The organism is Methylophilus sp. Leaf414, assembly GCF_001425425.1.
Lineage (GTDB): Bacteria > Pseudomonadota > Gammaproteobacteria > Burkholderiales > Methylophilaceae > Methylophilus.
Map to the genome: position 1 here is coordinate 138,957 of NZ_LMQQ01000001.1, position 22,696 is coordinate 161,652.

Annotated in this window: 18 protein-coding genes and 1 other RNA gene; 8 read left to right on the forward strand and 11 right to left on the reverse strand. The window is 47.3% G+C overall.

Annotated features, from left to right (window positions below; genetic code table 11):
* Positions 1 to 19 precede the first annotated feature (19 nt).
* The 5 genes from ASG24_RS00625 to glgC form a co-directional block, all read right to left on the reverse strand.
* Positions 20 to 799: a DUF1566 domain-containing protein gene (locus ASG24_RS00625; RefSeq protein ID WP_055866662.1), complete on the reverse strand. Its 780-nt coding sequence runs from the start codon at positions 797 to 799 to the stop codon at positions 20 to 22.
* Between the two features lie 91 nt (positions 800 to 890).
* A complete protein-coding gene (locus ASG24_RS00630) occupies positions 891 to 1,823 on the reverse strand; it encodes an ROK family protein (protein WP_055866665.1) in 933 nt (310 codons plus the stop codon).
* Positions 1,816 to 3,273, reverse strand: a complete 1,458-nt coding sequence (gene malQ, locus ASG24_RS00635) for a 4-alpha-glucanotransferase (protein WP_055866668.1) — start codon at positions 3,271 to 3,273, stop codon at positions 1,816 to 1,818. Before malQ ends, ASG24_RS00630 begins: the two co-directional genes overlap by 8 nt.
* An 80-nt stretch (positions 3,274 to 3,353) precedes the next feature.
* Positions 3,354 to 5,063, reverse strand: a complete 1,710-nt coding sequence (locus tag ASG24_RS00640; RefSeq protein WP_055866671.1) for a glycoside hydrolase family 57 protein — start codon at positions 5,061 to 5,063, stop codon at positions 3,354 to 3,356.
* Positions 5,064 to 5,102: 39 nt separating this feature from the next.
* Positions 5,103 to 6,425: a glucose-1-phosphate adenylyltransferase gene (glgC, locus tag ASG24_RS00645; RefSeq protein WP_055825230.1), complete on the reverse strand. Its 1,323-nt coding sequence runs from the start codon at positions 6,423 to 6,425 to the stop codon at positions 5,103 to 5,105.
* A gap of 211 nt (positions 6,426 to 6,636) precedes the next feature.
* Here glgC and glgB point away from each other — a divergent pair, with 211 nt between their 5' ends.
* Both glgB and pgi read left to right on the forward strand, forming a co-directional pair.
* Entirely contained in the window at positions 6,637 to 8,853 is a 2,217-nt protein-coding gene (glgB, locus tag ASG24_RS00650) for a 1,4-alpha-glucan branching protein GlgB (protein ID WP_055866674.1), read from the forward strand.
* Between the two features lie 123 nt (positions 8,854 to 8,976).
* Positions 8,977 to 10,629, forward strand: coding sequence for a glucose-6-phosphate isomerase (pgi, locus tag ASG24_RS00655; RefSeq protein ID WP_055866676.1), 1,653 nt, complete (start codon positions 8,977 to 8,979; stop codon positions 10,627 to 10,629).
* Between the two features lie 56 nt (positions 10,630 to 10,685).
* On the opposite strand, the gene ASG24_RS00660 is transcribed toward pgi, so the two are convergent.
* From ASG24_RS00660 to ASG24_RS00670, 3 genes are all read right to left on the reverse strand, one after another.
* A complete protein-coding gene (locus ASG24_RS00660) occupies positions 10,686 to 11,330 on the reverse strand; it encodes a response regulator transcription factor (RefSeq protein WP_055825240.1) in 645 nt (214 codons plus the stop codon).
* Positions 11,331 to 11,394: 64 nt separating this feature from the next.
* Positions 11,395 to 12,513, reverse strand: coding sequence for a sensor histidine kinase (locus ASG24_RS00665; protein WP_235562267.1), 1,119 nt, complete (start codon positions 12,511 to 12,513; stop codon positions 11,395 to 11,397).
* Positions 12,514 to 12,634: 121 nt separating this feature from the next.
* Positions 12,635 to 14,437: a GGDEF domain-containing protein gene (locus ASG24_RS00670; RefSeq protein ID WP_055866679.1), complete on the reverse strand. Its 1,803-nt coding sequence runs from the start codon at positions 14,435 to 14,437 to the stop codon at positions 12,635 to 12,637.
* A 204-nt stretch (positions 14,438 to 14,641) separates the two neighbouring features.
* On the opposite strand from ASG24_RS00670, the gene ffs reads away from it, so the two are divergent.
* The 5 genes from ffs to ASG24_RS14535 all read left to right on the forward strand — a co-directional run bounded on the left by ffs (position 14,642) and on the right by ASG24_RS14535 (position 18,255).
* Positions 14,642 to 14,738: signal recognition particle sRNA small type (gene ffs / locus ASG24_RS14285), an RNA gene on the forward strand.
* Positions 14,739 to 14,868: 130 nt separating this feature from the next.
* Positions 14,869 to 16,623, forward strand: a complete 1,755-nt coding sequence (gene dnaX / locus ASG24_RS00675; protein WP_055866680.1) for a DNA polymerase III subunit gamma/tau — start codon at positions 14,869 to 14,871, stop codon at positions 16,621 to 16,623.
* A gap of 24 nt (positions 16,624 to 16,647) precedes the next feature.
* On the forward strand, positions 16,648 to 16,956 hold the full coding sequence (locus ASG24_RS00680; RefSeq protein ID WP_055825253.1) for a YbaB/EbfC family nucleoid-associated protein: 309 nt from the start codon (positions 16,648 to 16,650) through the stop codon (positions 16,954 to 16,956).
* Between the two features lie 15 nt (positions 16,957 to 16,971).
* Positions 16,972 to 17,571, forward strand: a complete 600-nt coding sequence (recR, locus tag ASG24_RS00685) for a recombination mediator RecR (protein ID WP_055825256.1) — start codon at positions 16,972 to 16,974, stop codon at positions 17,569 to 17,571.
* A 201-nt stretch (positions 17,572 to 17,772) separates the two neighbouring features.
* A complete protein-coding gene (locus tag ASG24_RS14535) occupies positions 17,773 to 18,255 on the forward strand; it encodes a hypothetical protein (RefSeq protein ID WP_156376494.1) in 483 nt (160 codons plus the stop codon).
* A 100-nt stretch (positions 18,256 to 18,355) separates the two neighbouring features.
* On the opposite strand, the gene ASG24_RS00695 is transcribed toward ASG24_RS14535, so the two are convergent.
* Positions 18,356 to 18,553, reverse strand: a complete 198-nt coding sequence (locus ASG24_RS00695; RefSeq protein ID WP_055866684.1) for a CsbD family protein — start codon at positions 18,551 to 18,553, stop codon at positions 18,356 to 18,358.
* A 379-nt stretch (positions 18,554 to 18,932) separates the two neighbouring features.
* Between ASG24_RS00695 and ASG24_RS00700 the strand changes: the two genes are divergently transcribed.
* Complete coding sequence (locus ASG24_RS00700; RefSeq protein WP_055825262.1) at positions 18,933 to 21,314, forward strand: EAL domain-containing protein; 2,382 nt, start codon at positions 18,933 to 18,935, stop codon at positions 21,312 to 21,314.
* A gap of 30 nt (positions 21,315 to 21,344) precedes the next feature.
* Here ASG24_RS00700 and ASG24_RS00705 read toward each other — a convergent pair whose 3' ends face one another.
* The gene (locus ASG24_RS00705) at positions 21,345 to 21,989 is read right to left on the reverse strand and encodes an HAD family hydrolase (RefSeq protein WP_055866686.1); all 645 of its coding nucleotides are present in this window, start codon (positions 21,987 to 21,989) and stop codon (positions 21,345 to 21,347) included.
* Complete coding sequence (ubiG, locus tag ASG24_RS00710; protein WP_055866689.1) at positions 21,989 to 22,687, reverse strand: bifunctional 2-polyprenyl-6-hydroxyphenol methylase/3-demethylubiquinol 3-O-methyltransferase UbiG; 699 nt, start codon at positions 22,685 to 22,687, stop codon at positions 21,989 to 21,991. Before ubiG ends, ASG24_RS00705 begins: the two co-directional genes overlap by 1 nt.
* Positions 22,688 to 22,696 lie beyond the last annotated feature (9 nt).

Here is a 22,696-nt window from a genome sequence, read left to right on the forward strand (position 1 = left end):
TATTTTAATAGCAGCCTGATCAGACTGACTGTAGGCGCCTGCTCATCAGCCCGAGCAAACCCAACCCTGCTATCAGCATGGCCAGACTATCCGCTTCAGGCACCGGGGCGGCTAACGCTGAAGTGACTGCCCAGACATAGGTATGCGAAGATTTACTGTAGCCATCCATTTGCACACCATCATCCGTAGCAAATATCCAAGCACTATCAGGATTTGCAGACGACTGCAGGGATGTCCAATAAATATCCCTGACTTCATTATCAAAAATGGCAGTATCTGGAATACCAGCGATATCAAATTGATAATTACCATGAACATCTTTTACGGCTTTAGCGCCAAGCTCATCGTAATATAAGGTCGCCATTTCTCCGGTGCTAGTGTCTACGTTATAGCCGCAATCAATATTATTCAGAGGAAAGCTGCACCCAGGTGCACCTGTATCTATGATGGCTGGCAAACGCCATTGGTTGCTGCCGGCATAAGAAACGTGATTCAAATAGTTAACAAATGCCACCGCCCCATACCAGGTTGCAGTCCCATTGTTGTGAAAGTCCGCACTGCTTAAAGAGTAACTTCCTGAATAAGCACCGATAATTGAATTTACAACGGTTGAAAAGCCTTGGCTGTTGAACATAGACCCCAGTAGATTGGCATCTTTAGTCCACGTGATTACGCTTGCACTGCTAAATACAACTTCACTGCCACTCGAAGTGAAATTGGTTAATGCTGCATGGGAATGACTACTGAATAAACCAAAAAGCACCGCAGAAACTAAAGCCGTTTTATTATTGTTAAGCACGACAATTCCTCCCAGAATTTTTAATTAATGTTTTAATTTTTTTGAAAAACAACGTAATTTATCACATCCAGCTTATCACCGTCACTTAAGCTTAATTATCTGCAAGCAAAGCTGCTCCTAAAATGCCTGCATTATCCCCTGAAGCTGAGAGATGAATGTTTACTTTATCCCGCAATACCGGAATCAAATCGTGTTGAAGCCGGTTTGTGAAAGACCCTTCCATCAGAGACCAGGAAGACACCACTCCACCGCCAATCACCACATTTTCTACATCGACAATGTTTAGCGTTAGCGCAACCGCCTGTGCTAGCTTTTCACCTGCAACTGCAAACACTGATTGCGCTTGTTTGTCACCTTGTGTAGCTAGCGTTGAAACTTCATGTGCTGACAATTGCTTGCCGGTTTGCCTGGCATAGTTTTTACCAATTGCTGTGGCTGATGCATACTGTTCTACACATCCACGATTGCCACAACCACATTCCGGGCCATCATGCTCAACAATCAAATGGCCTAACTCTAATGCGTAACCATGTACCCCTGCCCATACTTTGCCATTGGCAACCAATCCACCACCAATCCCGGTACCAAGACCTGCATATAGCAAACCACCAGCAGGTTGTTCGAGGGAGCAGTACTCACCATAGGCCGCTGCATTGCCATCGTTAACTACGAGTACTTTCCGTCCGAGTAGCTGTGATAAATCCCTGCCCAAATTGACATTAAGTAGCCCGGGGAGATTTGGTGATTGAGCAAGTACACCAGTTTCCGGATTGATAAAACCCGGGAAGCCTATTCCTATGCTCTGAATCTCAGGATGCTTATCCAGCATGGTTTGGATTGCCGTGGCAGTTACTTGCAATATATTTTGCCACGCTTGCTCAGGTGAGTTTTGTTTGCAAATGGCGGAATAGTTGGCTTGAAAACGGGTTTCCTCTAACAATGTGAGATCAGAGAACACACCTAGTCTTAAGTTAGTGCCACCGACATCCAGTCCCAGGCGCATGGCTGTGCTGGATTCAGGCATAGGCGCGGCCACTTTCCTTTACCAGTTGTTTGAATACGGACACCTTTTCATCGGTGAGTTGTTCCCAATGCATACGCCAGGCCCAGTTATTAATGCTGGTGCCGGGTGTGTTCATACGTGCGCTGCCATCCAGCCCTAAAATATCTTGCATAGGCACCACAGCGAGGAACGCGATGCTGTTTAAGGCCAACCGCATTAAGGCTAAAGGCATTTCTGGCGATTCCTGGCGCACATAGTCCTGCAAATGCAACCGTGCACTTTCGTCCGCCTCCTGATACCAGCCCAGTGTGGTGTCATTGTCGTGTGTGCCGGTATAGATCACACTGTTTTCATCAATATTCTCCGGCAGATAGGGATTATCGTAACCACTGCCAAACGCGAACTGCAGGATTTTCATGCCAGGCAGGTGGAAGGCATGCCTTAGGGCATCTACATCCTCAGTAATAATGCCGAGATCTTCGGCCACCAAGCTGAGTTGTGGGAAAGTTTGTAAGATGGTTTGTAATAGCGCATGGCCTGGAGCGGATTGCCAGTAGCCATTGATGGCAGTCGGTTCACTGGCTGGGATCTCCCATGCTGCCTGTAACCCGCGGAAGTGATCTATGCGCACAATATCAAATAGCTTTGACTGGGTTTCAATACGCCCCAGCCACCAGGAGAAGCCATTAGATTGCATGGCATCCCAGTTGTAATGCGGATTACCCCAGCGCTGGCCAGTGACTGAAAAGTAATCTGGCGGCACGCCGGCCACCACAGTCATGTTTGACTGTGCATCCAGTTTAAACAACTCTGGATGCGCCCATACATCAGAACTGTCATAGGCAACAAATATCGGAAGATCACCGAACAACTTGATGCCGCGCTGGTTGGCATATATTTTTAGCTGGGCCCATTGCTGGAAAAATATATATTGCGTGAATTTGATCAGCGTCAGCCTTTCCTGATGCGTTTCCGCAAATGCCTGCAACGCCAATATATCGTGCACACGGTAAGCTTCGGGCCATTCATTCCAGCTTTTGTAGCCATGATGCTCACGCAGGCTCATGAACAGGGCAAAATCTTCAAGCCAGTATTGTTGCGCCTGGCAAAAACGTGCGAAACCTGACCAGCTCAAGCCATGGCCATCCACTTTGGAAATAGCACCATTCGACTGCACGCGCAGCATGACCTTGGAAAATAACTCAGGTTGAGACAGATTTACTTCATCCGGCAGGCACCAGCCCTCGTTCAAAAGCTGTTTTACACTGATCATCCCGGTATGCCCGGCATGCGCAGAAACGCTTTGGTAGGGAGACTGATCTTCATGCGGCAGGCTGACTGGCAAGGTTTGCCAGATAGACACTTCCATATCGACGAGATGATTTACAAAACGATACGCATCCGGACCAACATTACCTTCGGGTAATGAGGTGATATGCATTAATACACCAACTTGTCTGGCTTGCGTCATATTGTTTTTATTGAATTGAGGTCTTGTAAGGGTTAAGTGAAAGTAAAGGCGACTGGCTGATCAAGTTAATTGACACCCATTCAAGAAGTCCCTCGACGCATAGTGCCTGCATTTTCCGAATTACCACCGCCCTGGCTTATAGATTGGGACAGGTTGTCAGGCGGGACTAGTCCCAGCAAATGATAAAGATTGCTCAGGTTACGGCGGTAAAGCTTGTCAAAACTGGTGACGCTTTGCGCATTGTTATAATCGCCAAACCACCAGAACCAGTCTGAGCTTTCGCAGACAGACAGTTGCTGCTGGCATTTCTCCTTGGCAGAGAGTGAAAGCTTGTGCACGTGCTGGTCATAGTCACGCTTAGCCTCACACAACAGGTCCCATGCGCGGTTTTTGGCTGGTTCGCCGATCCAGGTACTGAAAGTGCCATGCACCCAGCTACCGGCGCTAATATCTTTCAGGAGTTTGGGCTGTGGTAAAACTTGTGATTGCTGCAAAGCAAGAATATCGCTAAAGGTCGTCATCTGGATCAGCGGGTGATTCGCCAGAGTCTGGTATAGCTCCTGCAAAAAGTAATAGCCGTTGTAAGGGTAATATTCCCAGGCATTCTCACCATCGAGAATCACACTTACAACGGGCGTCGTATCTATATCGCTATTGGCGTGAATAGCTTCAAGTGACTGGATAAAATCTTTGACAGCCTCACTTGCGTATTGCTTGGAATATTCAAAGCCAATTTTGTCGGATAATTGGTCATCGCGGAAAAAACAGACGATATCCTGCTGGCCATTAGTGACACGATATGGTTGGTATAAATAGTCTTTCGCATGTTCGTGTTCCAGTCCCAGTTTTTTCAGGCTATTGGCAAGTACACCCTGCCCGGTCGCTGCCCAGGCAACGTCCTGCTCTGCCAATAGTGATAAGGCAGCATGAGAGACTGCCCCCTCTGCTGGCCACATGCCAATTGATTTCTGCCCAAACACTTTCTCATGAAAAACCTTGGCGGCTTCAACATGGGTAATGGCGCGCGCATAACCATCCGGGTAATTCGGCGATTTAGGTAAAGGTGCAACTGGCATTGCATCTTGCGTACTTTTGAGGTCAATCAGCAATGGCAGGATAGGATGATAGTAAGGCGTGGTAGTGAGCTCAATCTGCCCTTTGGCAGCCAGTGCCTTGTAGCGCGGTAAAATGCCTTGCATGGTTTCGCTAAGCACCTCCAGCAAAGCTACGCGGTCCTCCAGGGTAAACAGCAACCCTTTTGTCATCAGGCGCTGAATGACCTTACTCTTGCGGCGTAAACCTTCGCCCGTCCACGCCAGGTGATACCAAACGAGAAGGTCAGACTTGTACTGGGCAGAGAGGTAATGAAATTGTCCTGTTTTCATCACTGGCTCGACCAATTCATAAAGATGCAACAATCGCTGGTAATGCGGGAACGGACTAAGCATTTTCTCGTGGTGCGCTTTAAAGCAGCTATCCACAATCAACTGGCAATCCGCATCGCTAATATGATCCAGGTCAGGACTGGCCAATAAGCGTAACAACGGGTCACGCCATTGGCCGATACGGGATTGTTCGGCGTAATCCTGTAATTGCTCTACCAGAATAGGGACAAAATTGAAGGTAACTCTGGCCTTTGGATTCTGTTCAAGATGATAGGCCATGTCACTGTAATCTTTAAGCGCATGCAAATAGGTCCACGGCAGAACATACTCACCACTGACCTGATCCCGGTAATCGGGTTGATGCATGTGCCAATACAGATTCAATAACAATTTTTTATCGGACATACATCTCTCTTTCGTCTTCGACTTACATAGTTCTATAAATTACTTTACACGATACAAATCCTGACCCAGCATGTCTGGCGTGACAAGCACAATGCCCTTTTCGGACACGTAAAAGCGTTTGCTGTCGCGAACTAAATCTACGCCAATCTGCATGCCTGCCGGTATGTCACAACCGCGGTCAATCACAACATTTTTAAGGATGACACCCTGGTTGATCTTCACCTTAGGCAATATGACTGCGCCATCAAGGTCGCAGTAATCAGCCACATGCACACCGGAGAATAATACCGAGTTGGAGACGCTTGAACCGCTAATCAGGCAGCCTCCGGATACCAGTGAATCTGTTGCCTTACCCGTTCGACCTTCGTCCTTGAAGACGAATTTTGCAGGCGGCAATTGTTCCTGGTAAGTCCATATAGGCCACTCACTGTCATACAAGTTCAATTCAGGAATGACTTTTGTGAGTTCCATATTGGCTTCCCAATAGGCATCTATGGTTCCGACATCACGCCAGTAAAAGCTGTTTCCCAGTGCGCCCACACAGCTATCGGTAAAACGATGTGCCTGCACCCGGTATTTTTTAATAATGTAGGGAATAATGTCCTGACCGAAATCATGGTTTGAATTGCGGTCGTAGGCATCGCGGATCAGTTGCTCGTACAAGAACTTGGCGTTAAAGATATAAATACCCATGCTTGCGAATGCCTGGGTCGGGTCATCCACCATCGGCTTGGGGTTAGGTGGTTTCTCGTCAAAAGCAACCACACGATCCGTGTTATCCACTTCAAGCACGCCAAAACCTTTTGCATCTTCGAGCGGTACATTGATGCAGGCTATGGTCATATCCGCATTACTGCGCGCATGCGTAGCCAGCATTTTGCCGTAATCCATTTTATAAATATGGTCGCCAGCCAGAATCAGAATGTACTCGCCGCCATTTTCGCGTAACAAGTCAATATTCTGGTAAACCGCATCTGCGGTACCTTTGTACCACTCTTCGCCCAAACGCTGCTGGGCAGGAATAATGTTCACGTATTCATTAAATTCACCACGTAAAAACCCCCAGCCGCGCTGGATGTGCTGAATCAGGCTTTGTGCCTTGTATTGGGTGGCGACATTGATACGACGGATACCGGAATTAATACAATTGGAAAGCGGGAAGTCGATAATGCGGAATTTACCGCCAAACTGTACTGCCGGTTTCGCACGCCAGTCAGTCAGATTTTTTAATCGGCTGCCGCGACCTCCAGCAAGGATAATGGCAACTGTATTTTTTGTAAGGGTACTGATAAACCGGTCAGAATGACGCTCCTGCCGTCGGTTGTATCTTCTGCGTTCTACGAATTCGACTGCTTGAGCCATGATGCCTTCCTGTTTTCCTGATCCTGAAAATCAGCCTGCAGCTATGCATAGCGATACAAACTAAAACACGACTCAACGCTTGTAAATAGCAGGTCCGACACCCACAGTCTGCATGATAATTCAGGCAAAGACAACGATATTTCCGCGGGAAACGGCGTAAAACCTCACTTTTTTTGTTAGGATGAGGGTTAGTCAAACGGACCTTGCAAGCATGACATTCAAATCAGCAGCATCGCATCACATTTATTCCCAACACCTGCAACGCATTCTCGATGCAACTCATCACAATCCATTCGAGTTTCTCGGGACTCATCAGGATGAGGTGAACGGGCCATGGTTTGTACGTGTATTCCAGCCCAATGCCGAAAAAATCTGGGTGCATGTAAATAAAACCTGGCAACCGCTCGCGTTGGTTGATCGCCAGGGTCTGTTTGAATTTGCATCGCCAGCGGCTTTAACCGTCCCGGTGCAATTACGCATTCAACCGCATGGTCAAGAAACCTATTACGAAACCACAGACACCTACAGTTTTAACAGCACCATTCCTCAAGAGGATATTTACCTGTTTGGCGAAGGCAGGCTGCTGGAAGCCTACAATACCCTGGGCGCTATACCGATGACTATCGATGGCGTAGAAGGCGTCAGGTTTGCAGTGTGGGCGCCAAGTGCAGAACGTGTCAGCGTGGTTGGTAACTTTAATCAGTGGGATGGCCGTGTGCATGCCATGCGCGTGCTGGGTGGCAGCGGCGTATGGGAATTGTTTATCCCGTGCTTGACCGAACATGACTTATATAAATTTGAGATCCGCAACCGCGAACATGGCTTTGTGGTGGTTAAAGCTGACCCTTATGGCAAAGCGTTTGAACCTAGGCCAGGTTCGGCCAACCGGATCTGCCAGAGTCGTTACGTCTGGCAGGATGATCAATGGCTGCAAGATCGCCAGCAACATGACTGGCTGCACGCTCCGTTTAATTGTTATGAAGTGCATCTGGGTAGTTGGCAACGAGATAAGAATGGTCATTTCATGACCTATCGTAACCTGGCTGATACCTTAATTCCGCATGTAAGCAGCATGGGCTATACCCATATTGAATTATTGCCAATTGCCGAGCATCCACTGAATGAGTCCTGGGGATACCAGGTGACTGGTTACTTTGCGCCTACCCAGCGTTTTGGTAGCCCGGATGACCTGAAGTACTTTATCGATCAATGTCATGCCGCGAATATCGGCGTGATCCTTGATTGGGTACCGGGACATTTTCCTAAAGATGACTGGGCGCTGGCACGCTTTGACGGAACGGCACTCTATGAGCATGCCGACCCAAGATTAGGTGAACATACCGACTGGGGTACATATATTTTTAATTACGGCCGCAATGAAGTCCGTAACTTCTTGCTGAGCAACGCTTATTACTGGATTAAAGAATTCCACATCGATGGCTTGCGTGTTGATGCAGTCGCTTCGATGTTATACCTGGACTATTCACGCAATGCAGGTGAATGGGTGCCGAATATTTATGGTGGACGCGAAAACCTTGAAGTCATTGAATTCCTCAAGCAGCTGAATACCATGGTTGGCGAGCGCTTTCCCGGTGCACTTGTGATCGCAGAAGAATCTACTTCATGGCCAGCGGTTTCACGCCCTGTCTACACAGGTGGGCTTGGTTTCAATATGAAATGGAACATGGGCTGGATGAATGATGTACTCGCCTATATGGAGATCGATCCGCTCTATCGTCAATACCAACACAATCGGCTGACTTTTGGGCAAATGTATGCCTACTCAGAGAACTTTGTATTGCCGTTCTCTCATGATGAAGTGGTACATGGCAAAAAATCCCTACTAGGCAAAATGCCGGGGGATAACTGGCAGAAATTTGCCAATTTAAGGTTGCTACTGACCTTCCAGATGACCATTCCTGGAAAAAAACTGAATTTTATGGGTAACGAATTTGCACAGTGGCGCGAGTGGAATGTCAACCAGAGCCTGGACTGGCATTTGCTGGAAGATAGCTATCCCGAACACCATATGCACAGGGGCGTACAATCACTGGCTCGCGACCTGAACACGCTTTACAAGCAAAGCCCTGCCCTGCATGTGCATGACTTTGACCAGGAGGGTTTTCAATGGATAGATTGCCAGGACGCGGGTCAATCCCTGTTGAGTTATATTCGCCGCGGCAATGACCATAGTTTTGTTATAATAGTACTTAATTTTACACCGGTACCGCGTCATCAATATCGCCTGGGCGTGCCACAATCAGGTGTATACAAAGAAGTGTTTAACAGTGATGCAGCGATTTATGGCGGTAGCGACGTATGCAACAGCTATGGCTGTCACACTGACCCTGTTCCGTGGATGGATCAGCCTGACTCAATCAGCATAAACTTACCTCCACTAGCGGGTGTCATACTTCGGTTACAATGAATTGATACACTATAACGATTAATAACGGCTCGCAAAAGGCGTTCAAGGATTGCCATTTGCGGGCCTGATGAATTTATCCGACTTGAAATTTAATTGACTTGAAAAATAAAGCAACAACATAACATGGCAAAATTAACGACGCATCCTAGCTGGCAGGCGCTGAACCAGCATCAAAGTGATATCCGCAATGTTCAAATGCGCGATTTGTTTAAACAAAACCCAAAACGTTTCGAAGAATTCAGTTTAAATGTAGATGGCATCCTGCTGGACTATTCCAAACATCGCATCACTCAACAAACCTTATCGCTGCTGTTCCAACTGGCCCGTGACTCTAAAATAGAAACCTGGCGCGACCGCATGTTCAGTGGTGAAAAAATCAACATCACCGAAAATCGTGCCGTGCTTCACACTGCCCTGCGCAACCGTAGCAATACACCGATTGAAGTCGATGGAAAAGATGTAATGCCGGAAGTGAATGCCGTACTTGCGCATATGCGTACATTCACTGAACAAGTGCGCAGCGGTCAATGGACTGGCTACACCGGCAAACGCATTACTGATATCGTGAATATTGGTATTGGTGGCTCAGATCTTGGTCCGGTAATGGCTTGTGATGCATTGAAACCATATGCCAGCCCTGATTTGAAAGCACACTTTGTTTCAAATATCGATGGCGCACACCTGATTCGCGCACTTGAGCAATGCAACCCCGAAACTACACTGTTTATTGTGGCTTCTAAAACTTTCACCACTCAGGAAACCATGACCAATGCGCACTCCTCACGTCGCTGGTTCCTTGAGGCTGCAAAAGATGAGCAACACATCGCCAAGCACTTTGTAGCGTTATCTACGAACGCCAAGGCTGTAGGAGCATTCGGTATTGACCCGGACAACATGTTTGCATTCTGGGACTGGGTTGGCGGCCGTTATTCGCTATGGTCTGCCATTGGCTTATCTATTGCCCTGTATGTAGGCATGGATAATTTTGAACAGTTGCTGGCCGGTGGTCACGCCATGGACCAGCATTTCAAAACCGCGCCGCTGGAACAAAATATGCCCGTGATTATGGCGTTGCTTGGCATCTGGTATAACAACTTCTTCCACGTCGATACGCATGCAATTTTGCCTTACGATCAGGGCATGTCGCGCTTTGCGGCTTACCTGCAACAGGCAGATATGGAAAGTAACGGCAAATTCATCTGCCGTGACGGTAGCCGCGTCAGCTATAAAACCGGCCCGGTCATCTGGGGGGAAGCTGGCACGAATGGCCAGCATGCATTTTACCAGTTGATTCATCAGGGTACTCAAATGGTCCCGGCTGACTTTTTGATGCCGGTAAAAAGCCATTACAAAGTCGGCAGCCCGGATGACCAGCATCACAAAATTTTGCTGGCTAACTTTTTGGCGCAAACCCAGGCATTGATGCTGGGTAAAACCCGCGAAGAAGCCCGTGCAGAATTGGTAAAGCAAGACTTTAGCGGCAAAGCGTTAGAAGACTTGTTGCCGCATAAAGTGTTTGAAGGTAACCGCCCGACCACATCTATCATGTTTGAGCAATTAACGCCATTTACATTGGGTAAATTGATCGCCATGTATGAGCACAAGATTTTTGTGCAAGGTATCATTTGGGACATTAACAGCTATGATCAATGGGGCGTGGAATATGGCAAACAGATTGCCAGCCAAATCCTGCCATTGCTGAACAATAATGATGCGATCACTTGCTTTGATAGCTCCACCAACGGACTCATCAATTACTCGAAGAAAAACGCGTAGTTAATTGTTGTTAAAATAAAAAGGCCTTTTAAAAGGCCTTTTTTATTACTTAAACTCTATTCAACCAGCTGGTTCTTGATAGCATAATGCGTAATATCTGCATTATGTTTCAGATTCATTTTCTCCAGTAAACGCGTGCGGTACATACTTACGGTTTTCACTGACAAAGCTAATTTATCCGCAATTTCACTGACGGATAAACCTGAAGCAATCATACGCATTACCTGAAACTCACGATCAGACAAAGACTCATGTAATGCAGCTGCATGTTCATTACCGACCTGTTCGGCCAGAATTTCCGCCACATTGGCGGTAATATATTTCCTGCCTTTAGCCAGAGTATGGATGGCAGTAAGTAATTCCTCAGAAGCGGTATGTTTGCACAGATAGCCGGAAGCACCTGAGCGTATAGATCGCACCGCATATTGGTCTTCCATATACATGGATAACATCAGGACATTCAATGCCGCATTTTCACGCTTAATCAGTTTTAGCGCTTCAATGCCAGTTTTATCTGGAAGCGAGATATCCAGCAACATCACATCCGCTTCAATTTCACGCACACATTTAAGGGCTTGCGCCACATTTTCCGCTTCACCAACGACGTCAATATCACCACTCGCTACCAATATCTGTTTAATGCCAGAGCGCAGAATGGCGTGGTCATCGACGATGATGACTCTGATTTTTTTAGTATCCAAACCGTTCCCTCATTATTTCCCTGGTTCTGTGCTAAATATCTAAGTAAAACATATTTAAGTCATCTCAAAGTGCAACAGTACGCACTGGCGCTTGTACGCGGATTAAAGTGCCTTTACCCTGCGCAGGGGATTCGATATAGCACTCTCCTCCAAAAGCGGCTGCGCGCTCCTGCATACCCCTCAAGCCAAAAGAATTCGGCTTTATTTTATCAGCTGGTGCGATGCCAATGCCATTATCAGCAATGGTCATGAATAACTCTTCTTCAACCCTGTTCAATTCTACCCGTACTTCATCGGCTTGCGCGTATTTCGCTATATTAGATAAGGCTTCCTGACAGATACGGAATAAGGCCATCGATTTATCGTGGTCGCATTCCAGCTCTTCACAATTAGTAATGAACCTTGCCTTCAAGCCCAATTGTTTTTTGAATTGATTCACTTGCCATTCTAGTGCATCTACCAAGCCCAGATCGAGGATATTAGGCCGCAGGTTACCGGAAATTCGGTGCACGGAATCGAATGTCTGGTTAACAATTGCTTGCAGCATGGTCGCCTGCTCAATATCTACCGGTGAGCCGTTCTGAATTTTCTGGATAATGGTTGAAAGACCGAGCTTCATCGCCGTCATATTGCCACCCAGATCATCATGAATTTCGCGTGCGATGCTGACACGCTCCTGCTCTTTTACCTGGTTTAAATGGGCGGTAAGTGCCTGCAAATCTTTCCTGGCCTGCTCGATTTCCAGTTTTTCCTGCTTGCTCTGGCTGATATTAAGCATAATGCCATCCCATTGCACAGCACCCTGCCCCAGGGCCTGTATGGTGGCGCGGATATTAACCCACTTCATGTCCTGCCAGTCGGCAATCCAGATTTTACCTTCCCAATCAAGCCGTTTATGCTGACGGGCAGATTGCTGCAGCTTGTGCTTTAGCTGGCTGGCGGACTTTTCATCCATAGCATTGAAAAAAGCCTGCACATCTTTCAGCAATGCGGCAGCGGGAATGCCCAATAACGCTTCACAGCCTTCGCTCAGATAGGTAAATACGATTTGCGCATCAGCAGTCATGTGCATTTGAAAGACCAAACCGGGGATGCTGGAAACAATGGCTGAAAATCTGCGCTCGCTTTCTTGCAAGGCATCTTTGACGCTATCGACAGGGAGATCAGTGGTAGAGCTGGTCACAGGGCACCTCGTGTAAGATGCCAATTAGCATACCATGACACTTGCAAAAGTGGGTATGCTTTACAGAAAGGCTAGGCGTTAAGCCTTGATTGCAATGGAGCTGAAATTAACTAAAAATATATCAGACCTGATTTTGCCGTAAATCTATATCTGTCATGACCCGGTTTTTACCGCTTTTTTTCGCCAGGTACATGGCTTGGTCAGCACGTAATAAAATCGATGCCACGTCATCTTCTTCCTGGAATAGCGCTACTCCAGCACTGAATGTGATCAGCAACTTCTGGTTATTACCTAAAAAATACTCTTTGGTAAGGGCGCGTTGCAAACGGCTCATGGTGGTCACCGCCTCTTCCAGATTGGTATTCGGCAGAATGACCACGAACTCTTCGCCACCCATGCGGGTGACGATATCCGTTGGCCGCACCGTACGTTTTACCACACTAGCCAGGTGCTTCAATGCAGTATCGCCAGCTGCATGGCCGTGCTGATCATTCAAGAATTTGAAATTATCAATATCAAGCAGCGCAACGCTTAGCGGCTCGCCATTTCGGCGATAACGGGCTATCTCAGTGCTAAAAGCTTCGTCCATACCCCGGCGGTTCAGGACGCCGGTTAATTGGTCAATCCGCACGACTTCGCTGAGCTGGGTCAGTTCATCTTGCAGTTTTAAGATACGTTGCTGTGTGTCGCTGGCAACACGTTGCTGATTCAGCAGATCATCGCGAGAACGCATGATGTCGGTTTGCATAACCGAGGTGTCACGCATTAATAAATTGACTAACTCATTGATTTTAATCAGATCGTCAGTTTGCGAAAGTTGCTGGGCATAGCTTTCGATCTTGCCGCCATACAACTCGCTGGCGTCACCCATGTATTTCAGTTTATCGATAAATGAACTGATCAGGGTTTTAAAGGAATTTCTCGCTTCAATCAGGCTATGTTTCAACAAGCCCTGTTTGTAGATAACTTCTTTCAAGCTTTTTTCGGCCAGCTTAAGCTTGGCACGATCCAACGGACCGCCAATGATCGATTGCACGGCATAGACCTGGCCGCTTAACCAGCTATCATCCGCCACCAGCTCGCCAATATTGGAAAGCAGCAAATGCAGCAGGTCAATAATGTCGCCACGCACATCGTCTTCTTTAGCACCTATAACCTCTACGCGTAGCAACAAAGCTTTAAGTGATTTAGCCAGTGCCTCCCACTCTTTTACTTTTTTTGCGCGCTCTGTGCTTTCTTGCAAAGCAACTGCTTCTGATTGCAAATCCGGATAACCCTCAAGCCTGGGGATTAACCCAAGATGCAATGTCTGTTTCAACAAGGTTTGTAAAATAGTATAGGCACTATGGAATTGCTGCACCTCACCAGGTAATTCTTCTTTGGTCAAAGGCTCAATAGCCGCTGGGGCAGCCATTACAGCTGTTTTGTCTTTTGATTCGGGAGCAGCAGTTACCCCTTCAACTCGGGCATCTGCGGGCAACCAGTTATTCGCCATGCCAAGTAATTTTTCAGACAAGGTGTCGTCATTACCAAAATTGATTAGCACACGCTCAAGCATTTCACGTTTTTTTCCTAAGTCCATGCCTGTACGTTTGTCATCCCAGCCTTGCATCAAGGTGCGGATCGCTTTAGGCCATTTGGTGGAATGGCTAAGTTGTTGCAACATTGCCTCTTTTAGCAAGTCTGCCAGTCCTTGCCAGTTGTCCTGCTTTAATACTTTTTCCCAACGGTTAACCCAGTTGGTTTGCTCCATAGAATCATGTGGTAACTGCTTTAATGCTTTGCGTAAGGCTGATGCAGCATCCTCCTTGGCCGGTTTTCCAGAAATTTCCAAATAAATCTGTGCGTAATTATCAGGCGTTGGTTCCACGCGGCGAACCGCCATTTGCTTGATGGTTTCACGAGCAATTTCAGATGCAGTCATGGAGTATCCATTCGTTGCCATAATATTTGTTACCGCGTAAATTTATAGAAAATAAAGCACATTGTGAAGTGAAATCCGGTGAATCGATGTGACCATAAGAAGGCAGATTGCCTGTTATTTTTTAGCTATGCCGTTAATGCTTTTTAAGGCATAACTTTTTAAAAACTCAGCCATGCTAGCCGGCTTTTGCGATACAATAGCGCCGGCGGGCCTCCCCGCATTGTAAGATAGCCAACCTGGTCAGATGCGGAAGCAAGCAGCCACAACTGTCAAGCAAGTGCCGGGGGTCGGGCTCGCCCCTTTCTGTATTGTCATTCCGGCATTTTTCTAATGTGTTCCTTTCAAAGATTAGTTGAGAGATGTGCACATAATCAGGCAATTTAGGCTAAAGTATTGGTTTGCCTCATGACATTTAATCAATAGAGTACGCAATGTCTTACCAAGTGCTGGCGCGCAAATGGCGCCCAAAATCCTTTAGCAGTCTGGTCGGACAAGACCATGTGGTTCAAGCGCTAAGCAATGCGCTAAGCCAGCAAAGACTGCACCACGCCTATCTGTTTACCGGTACCCGTGGCGTTGGTAAAACTACCCTTTCTCGAATCCTGGCCAAATCATTAAATTGCGCCACCGGCATCACGGCGACGCCTTGTGGTGAATGTGATGCCTGCCGTGCGATTGATATTGGCCGCTATGTTGATTATGTGGAAATGGATGCCGCGTCCAACCGCGGCATAGCAGATATGGTCAGCCTGCTGGAGCAGGCCATTTATGCGCCTTCTGCTGGCCGCTTCAAAGTCTACATGATTGATGAAGTACACATGCTGACCAAAGAAGCATTTAACGCCATGCTGAAAACGCTGGAAGAACCGCCAGCACATGTCAAATTTATCCTGGCAACGACTGATCCGCAAAAAGTACCTGTCACGATTCTTTCACGCTGTTTGCAATTTAATTTGCGTCAAATGGCGAGCAGTACCATTACAGCCCATTTGCAGGATGTGCTTGGTCAGGAACAAATTACGTTTGAAGCCCCCGCTTTGCAACTGATTGCGCGCGCCGCCAATGGCAGTATGCGTGACGCCTTGTCTCTAACAGATCAAGCGATTGCCTATGGCAATCAGTCAGTCCGTGAAACCGATGTTCGCAGTATGCTGGGGGCGATTGACCAGAGCTATCTGTATGAGTTGTTACGTGCCCTGATTGCAAACGATGCACCAGCTTTGTTAGATATTGCGCAGCAAATGGATTCGCGCAGCATAGGTTTTGAAAGCGCGTTAAAAGACCTGGCAGCTTTATTACACCTGCTTGCGATTGCCCAGCATAACCCTCAGGCCATTGCAGATGACCATCCGGAACGTCAGACCCTGCTGGAGCTTTCATCGCAGCTCTCAGCAGAAATGCTGCAACTGTATTACCAGATCAGCATTTTGGGGCATAGGGATATCGGGCTTGCGCCAGATGCGTATGCAGGTTTCACCATGACACTATTACGGATGCTGGCTTTTAAAGCAGACGCAATGGCGCCCTCTTCAGCGGCTCCTGCCGGCAATGCCGGGTCAAACGAAAATAATGCTCACACCACATCTGCCAGTGGTGGCGCACGCGCCGCGCTGGCGCAAAGCCGTCAGGCAGCGGCTCCAAATGTTCAGCAAGAACCAGCTAGTACAACGCCTGCTGGCCTGATGGAAACGACTATTACTGTCACTGAAGCCGTAGTCATCAACCAGCCGGTGATCGAAAGTCCACAGACTGACGAACCAGCGCCTGCACAGCCAGTCAGTAACAATGAAGCAGCGATAGTAAACTGGGATGGCAACTGGCGATCCTTAGTAGAAAATCATTTAAGTAAACTAGGGCTGGTGCGGGCATTAGCACAAAATTGCGAACTGGTATCTTATGATGCCGATCAAATGACACTACGCATCGGTGACGCACACAAACATCTTGCCAGCACTAATTACCTGGATAAACTGAACAGTGCCTTGAACAACCATTTTGCCCGCCGTATCAAACTGACTATCCAGGTGGGACAAGAAGCCAACACACCGGCCAGACAGATGGCGGTAGAAAAAGCTGAATTACAGGATCAAGCCAAAGACGCCATACTGAGCGACCACTTTGTGCAGGGCCTGATGCAGGAAATGGGTGCGACCATTGTGCCCAACTCGATTAAACCTCTACATTAACCACATCAAATTTAGGAGCATACGATGATGAAAGGTGGCATGGGCAATATGATGAAACAGGCCCAGATGATGCAAGCCAATATGCAAAAGGCGCAAGCCGAACTGGCATTGACTGAAGTTGAAGGCATTGCCAGCAATGGTTTGGTCAAAGTGACTATGACCTGTAGCAACGATGTCAAACGCATCCAGATCGATGACTCAGTCATGGACGACAAGGAAACACTGGAAGACTTGATCCTCATCGCTTTAAAGGACGGCAAAGCAAAGGCCGAAGCCACTTCTTCTGCCAAAATGAGTGGCATGATGCCAGCTGGTTTTAAATTACCGTTTTAAACCGGAACCGCGCGCTTGAACTCACCCGCAGTCCTTGAACAACTAATTAATGCCCTGCGCTGCCTGCCTGGAGTGGGGCCTAAATCTTCTACCCGCATGGCTTACCATTTGCTGCAACGTGACCGGGAAGGCGCCCAGCGCCTAGCCGCCAGCTTGCAACAGGCCCTGGATAAGCTGGCGCATTGCGACTATTGCAATAATTTCAGCGAGCATGCGGTATGCAGCCTTTGCCAGGATAGCCACAGAGACAAATCCTCGCTATGCGTGGTGGAGATGCCTACCGACCTGATGATGCTGGAAAATACACGTAGCTACCAGGGCCAATATTTTGTACTCATGGGTAAGCTCTCCCCCATGGATGGTATAGGCCCGAAAGATATTCATCTGGATAAACTGCTCAAGCGTGCGCAAGATAACCTGGTTGAAGAAGTCATTCTAGCTACCAACTTCACTTCTGAAGGTGAAGCTACTGCTCATTACATCGGCCAAATGCTAAAATCCAGAGGCATTAAAGTCAGCCGGATCGCGCGCGGCCTGCCGATGGGTGGCGAAATTGAATATGTGGATAGCGGAACGCTTTCAACCGCCCTGCTAGAGCGCAAAATGGTAACTTGAGCCTACATGCACTTTCCAAAATTTTAATCCTCCTCCATCAAACCTTCTCCATCCCAGTCAACTAATTCCTACAGGAATTTAAGCTTAAACCTATTAAGCTACCAGACATGAATCCCTATAGTGACGCATTGCGTTACTTTTCCAATAAGGAGTCATGAAATGAAATTAGACAAATTACAAGTTTCTGTATTAAGCGTCATATTGACAGGGTTATTACAATGTTCTTATAGTTGTGCAGCTGGTGCCGCCGGAGGCGCAGCTGGGGCTGCTGGTGCAGGAACCGTAGGTGCAAGTCCTGCCGGTACAACAGGTGGAGCAACGAATGGTACTGTTGGCAATGGCGCAACAACAAATGGCGTATCCCCGAATGGTGCCACGCCAAATGCAACTGGAGCTGGAGCAACAGGAACGGGCAATCCAGGCGTCACACCTCCGGCCAGACCGACTGTTAATCCAAATCAGCCAGCGTCTCCGACTGGTCAAGACCTTAATCCAACCACAAATCCGGGTAGAAAAGATATGAACCGTGTAGATCCTAATACTCGAGATACCCGTGCCAGAAATAGTATGAATAATTCCACTACAACCGTACCAACCGTTCCAAACAATGGCTGTTATTCTGTAGCTGGTCAGCCTACTTCAGGAGGTAGCGACTGTGTACCAACTGAAGCTACACCCCGTTAAAATAGACTCATCAAGATAGAGTCATTAAAAAATAAAGCCAAGAAGTGATTCTTGGCTTTATTATTTTATTAAAACAATGGCTGTAACTAGACAATAAGCATCATTGATCATATCCGATATCTCGTAGATTCTCTTCCACCTGTTCTTTGGCCAGTCCATAACGTTCCTGCAACTTACCTATCAGATATTCGGTATTACCTTCTGCTTCCTGAATTTCATCATCAGTCAATCTGCCCCATTTGGCTTTAATCCTACCGGCTAATTGCTTCCAGTCACCTTTTACAATATCTTCGTTCATAATGTTCTCCTTCATTACAGCACTAATAGAAAAGTTCCTGAAAACATTATTGTGTCAATTTAATAACGCTTTTATAGGAAGTTACTTATTCGTTTGTAGGATTTTCAATCTGAAAAATGTAATGTGGGCAAAATCACACCGGCACTCTGTAATGAGTATTAGCGACTTCGCAGGCACTATCTATTTACAATGCAAGAGAGGCGAATTTAAATTCAAACATGCTTAGCTGATAAGGGAGCAACAGAAATTATGCAAACTAATCATCTCTGCACTTAATTAAAATCCGGCATTGTCGTTATAACAGGTAGACGCCCAGGTTTTCAAAACAATCACGTCGTCACTTAAGCCTGTTACACTTTTAAAAGCAAGGTCGTATTAAATGGAATTATTTCTGCATACTTTTGACGCCAACAGTCACGCCAATTCAGAAAACCCACTTTTTTCAGGAATTAATACTTCGTCGTTCAGCTATGATTCAGAGCCTGAATTGTTGAAAATTCTTGACCAGGTGATTGCAACAGAAGCCGCACTCACACTAAAAGATACCTGGGTGCTCGTGACAGAAGACAATCACTCCATGAACCCGATGGAGGCACTGCAGGCAACAATGCCCTTCAATACCTTTTATGCGCGTCACAAATATCCATGGTTGCTTTCTGACCTCACGCCCCATATTCAAATGCATTATCAGCCGATTGTTGATTTTGGCCAAGGCGGTAAAGTATTTGGCTTTGAGGCTTTATGCCGACTGAAAACGCCAGAAGGCAAATGGCTTAACGGCATGGAGGCTTTTGCGCTTGCGGCAGAAGTGAAGCGCACTCACGAACTGGATCTCGCTTGCCAGCAACTGGCTTTGATAGGCAAGTCACAATCTATATCTGCGGATAAGCCAATCTTTATTAATGTGCTCCCGCAAACAATCATGAGCCCCGGCTGGCTCGACTTTATTTTAAAGATATTGAATCAGCAGCAGATTGATAAACGCGATGTGGTGATCGAAATTGTAGAAAGTGAAAAAACAGACCCGGAAGTACTGGCTCGTTATTGTGACGAAATTCGCATGCATGGTCTGCGTATCGCGCTGGATGACATGGGCTCTGGCTTTAATGGACTGCGTATTCTGGCTGAGGTACGCGCAGATTTCATCAAAATAGATCGCGCGATTGTGCATGAGGCACAAGGTAGCCGTGTGCGGACAGTGCTGCTCGAAGCTATTATTTCCATGGCGCAACGTCTGGGATGCACCATTATTGCGGAGGGGCTTGAACGCGTAGAAGATATCACTTATTGCCAGGATTTGGGCCTGCATTATGCGCAGGGCCATTATTTTGCCCACCCCAAAAGCGTGCCCAGTGACCAGGTGACCGCGCTGCCTGTACGCGATGAATCACATCGTTCACATGTGCCTGATGATTTTCATATCGGTGAATATATCAGTCATGGCCTGACGATTGATGTCAGCTGCTCGCTGGCCGAAGCAAGACGTTTATTCAATGCTCATGCCGATATTGCGAATGCGGTGGTACTAGATGGACAAAAACCTCTCGGCGTTTTAAGACGTGGCAAGGTCTTTTCCAAGAAACAAACGGGGCTCGGCGCTTGTTGTGACCCGCTGCCAAAGGTCATTAACCATATGTGGCCTTCTTCTGTACTTGCGCGCATTTTTTATCTGGAACGTGGCAACATCGACATCTGGATTACAGTCAATGATGAAGGCGCTTACATGGGTGTTTTGCAACCCATGGAGATCATGGCTCAATTAATCAGCCGTAAAGCATCCAGCGGTAATTTGCATCCACTCAGCCATTTGACTACCGGGCCTACGCTTAGACAAACGCTGGACAATAGCCTGCGCAATAACGCCAATACACAACTGATCTATATAGATTTGGATCATTTTAAAGCTTATAACGACCGCTACGGCTTTATCCGTGGTGACGCCATGATCCGGTTGTTATCGGAAATTATCCGTCAGGAATATCAAGATAAATCCGGCGTCATGGTGGGGCATATCGGTGGCGATGACTTCGTGCTCATCTACGATCATAATGCCCCAACCCTGAATGAAACATTGCTACATATTATTAGCCAGTTTCAGGCGTTGGCTGTGCATCTTTATGACGCGACCGATTTGGAGCGCGGATTCTTTACTACCGAAGACGGGAAAGATCATCCAGTGGCCAGCGTGTCTATCGCTGTTGTCAACGGTAAACAAGGTGAGCTGGAAAACAGCGTGGTCGCGGCGGAACGGGCCGCCCAACTTAAAAAAATCGGGAAAGCCAATATTGGCAGTATTGTGGTGGTCGAGGATACACCACCGCAAACCATTTTGCCGAAAAAAGAGTTTTATTCAGGATGGCAACAGAAAGCACTGTCGGCATTGCAGTCACTATTGAATACGCATCGCTCAACGGGTTCACACGATCTTGACAGCTGCTTTGCCGAATTTCCTTATTTTGAAGTGATTTTTGAACTTGAACCTAACGGTGTCCAGCGCTATGCCAACTGGATTAATCCGAATATGTATGGAAAAATCAAGGCAGGTGGTGCAGGCATAGACCGTAGTCAACAGGCCTATTATCAACGCGTGGCAGAAACAAATGCGCCCTACATATCCAGCATCTACTTATCTACCGCCACTGAAGATTTCTGCCTGACGGTATCTCTGCCTATCCTGGATGACAACGGCCAGCTTGTCAGTATTCTGGTTGCCGATATTAATATTGCAGCGATGGCCGTGCTTAGCAGTGCACGCAGTTAAATCAAGGTAGGTTTAGCTAATTGGAGGAGCTTAAAGATAGGCAAGTAATTCTTGCGGTTGCAGGATATAGCCATCGGCGCACCATTCCTGAGGCTTATCTGTATCAGACAAGTAGCCAAATAAAGCAACCAGTGTGGTCATACCGGCAGCTTTACCGGCCTGCACATCGCGCTCAGCATCCCCTACATACAAGATACTGGCCGGATCAATTTGCATGTGTTCACAGGCTAATAATAATGTTTGTGGTGAAGGTTTGGGCAGCGGTGCATCATCACCACTCACTACTGCACTGGCGCGGCTGCTCAACCCCATATGCTCAATCATAGGCAAAGTAAACCGCCTCGGTTTATTAGTCACTATCCCCCAACGTAAACCGCGCTGTTCTATATCTGCCAATGTTTCGGCCATACCGTCGAATAACACAGGCTGTCGAGTCATCACTTCAGTATATAAACTGAGATACTCATGTCGCATCGCATCAAAATCACTATCGGTGGGCTCTAAACCAAAACCAATGGCCAGCAAACCACGCGAACCGTGAGATGCATGTGGGCGAATAGTGTCATCCGGTAAAAAAGGTAACCCATGGCGCGCGCGTTGCAAATTCAAGGCATAACCCAGGTCTGGTGCGGTATCCACCAAAGTACCATCCAGATCAAACAAAACTGCCTGCATTAATAATCCTTTATTGCATGCAACATGTAATTCACGCTGGTATCTGCGGTCAGGCTGTATTGCTTGTTCAGTGGATTATAGGTGACGCCGGTCTGATGTTGCAGTTCCAAACCAGACTGGCGTAACCAGGTTGCGAGCTCTGAGGGCCTGATGAATTTAGCATAGTCGTGCGTGCCTTTTGGCAGCAGATTCAGTACATACTCTGCACCTATGACTGCCATCAAATAAGCTTTGGCATTGCGGTTAAGCGTAGAAAAAAACAGATGGCCGCCCGGCTTGACCAAAGCAGCACAAGCGCGTACGACACTGGCCGGGTCGGGCACATGCTCCAGCATTTCCATGCAAGTTACTACATCGAATGACGCTGGCTTTTCTTCAGCCAATGCCTCTACTGCAATGCAACGATATTCGATCTGTATTTCTGCCTCTAATGCATGTAGTTGTGCGACTTCCAGAGATCTTTCAGCCATATCAATGCCTAACACCCGTGCACCGCGACGTGCCATAGATTCACTTAAAATACCGCCGCCACAACCTACATCCAATACCTGTTTACCATTCACACTAGCGCGACTATCAATATAATCCAGACGTAGCGGATTTAATTGATGCAAAGGCTTGAATACGCCTTGTGCGTCCCACCACTGATGTGCCAGATCAGCAAATTTATTCACTTCAGCGGCTTCTACATTCGCCATGATGCATTC

Coding starts and splice junctions, on each gene's coding strand:
- glgB (WP_055866674.1), top strand. CDS start 6,637: ATGACATTCAAATCAGCAGCATCGCATCACATTTATTCCCAACACCTG.
- ASG24_RS00700 (WP_055825262.1), top strand. CDS start 18,933: ATGGAATTATTTCTGCATACTTTTGACGCCAACAGTCACGCCAATTCA.
- glgC (WP_055825230.1), bottom strand. CDS start 6,425: ATGGCTCAAGCAGTCGAATTCGTAGAACGCAGAAGATACAACCGACGG.
- ubiG (WP_055866689.1), bottom strand. CDS start 22,687: ATGGCGAATGTAGAAGCCGCTGAAGTGAATAAATTTGCTGATCTGGCA.
- ASG24_RS00670 (WP_055866679.1), bottom strand. CDS start 14,437: ATGACTGCATCTGAAATTGCTCGTGAAACCATCAAGCAAATGGCGGTT.
- ASG24_RS00680 (WP_055825253.1), top strand. CDS start 16,648: ATGATGAAAGGTGGCATGGGCAATATGATGAAACAGGCCCAGATGATG.
- pgi (WP_055866676.1), top strand. CDS start 8,977: ATGGCAAAATTAACGACGCATCCTAGCTGGCAGGCGCTGAACCAGCAT.
- dnaX (WP_055866680.1), top strand. CDS start 14,869: ATGTCTTACCAAGTGCTGGCGCGCAAATGGCGCCCAAAATCCTTTAGC.
- ASG24_RS00705 (WP_055866686.1), bottom strand. CDS start 21,989: ATGCAGGCAGTTTTGTTTGATCTGGATGGTACTTTGGTGGATACCGCA.
- ASG24_RS00630 (WP_055866665.1), bottom strand. CDS start 1,823: ATGCCTGAATCCAGCACAGCCATGCGCCTGGGACTGGATGTCGGTGGC.
- ASG24_RS00695 (WP_055866684.1), bottom strand. CDS start 18,553: ATGAACGAAGATATTGTAAAAGGTGACTGGAAGCAATTAGCCGGTAGG.
- ASG24_RS00640 (WP_055866671.1), bottom strand. CDS start 5,063: ATGTCCGATAAAAAATTGTTATTGAATCTGTATTGGCACATGCATCAA.
- malQ (WP_055866668.1), bottom strand. CDS start 3,273: ATGACGCAAGCCAGACAAGTTGGTGTATTAATGCATATCACCTCATTA.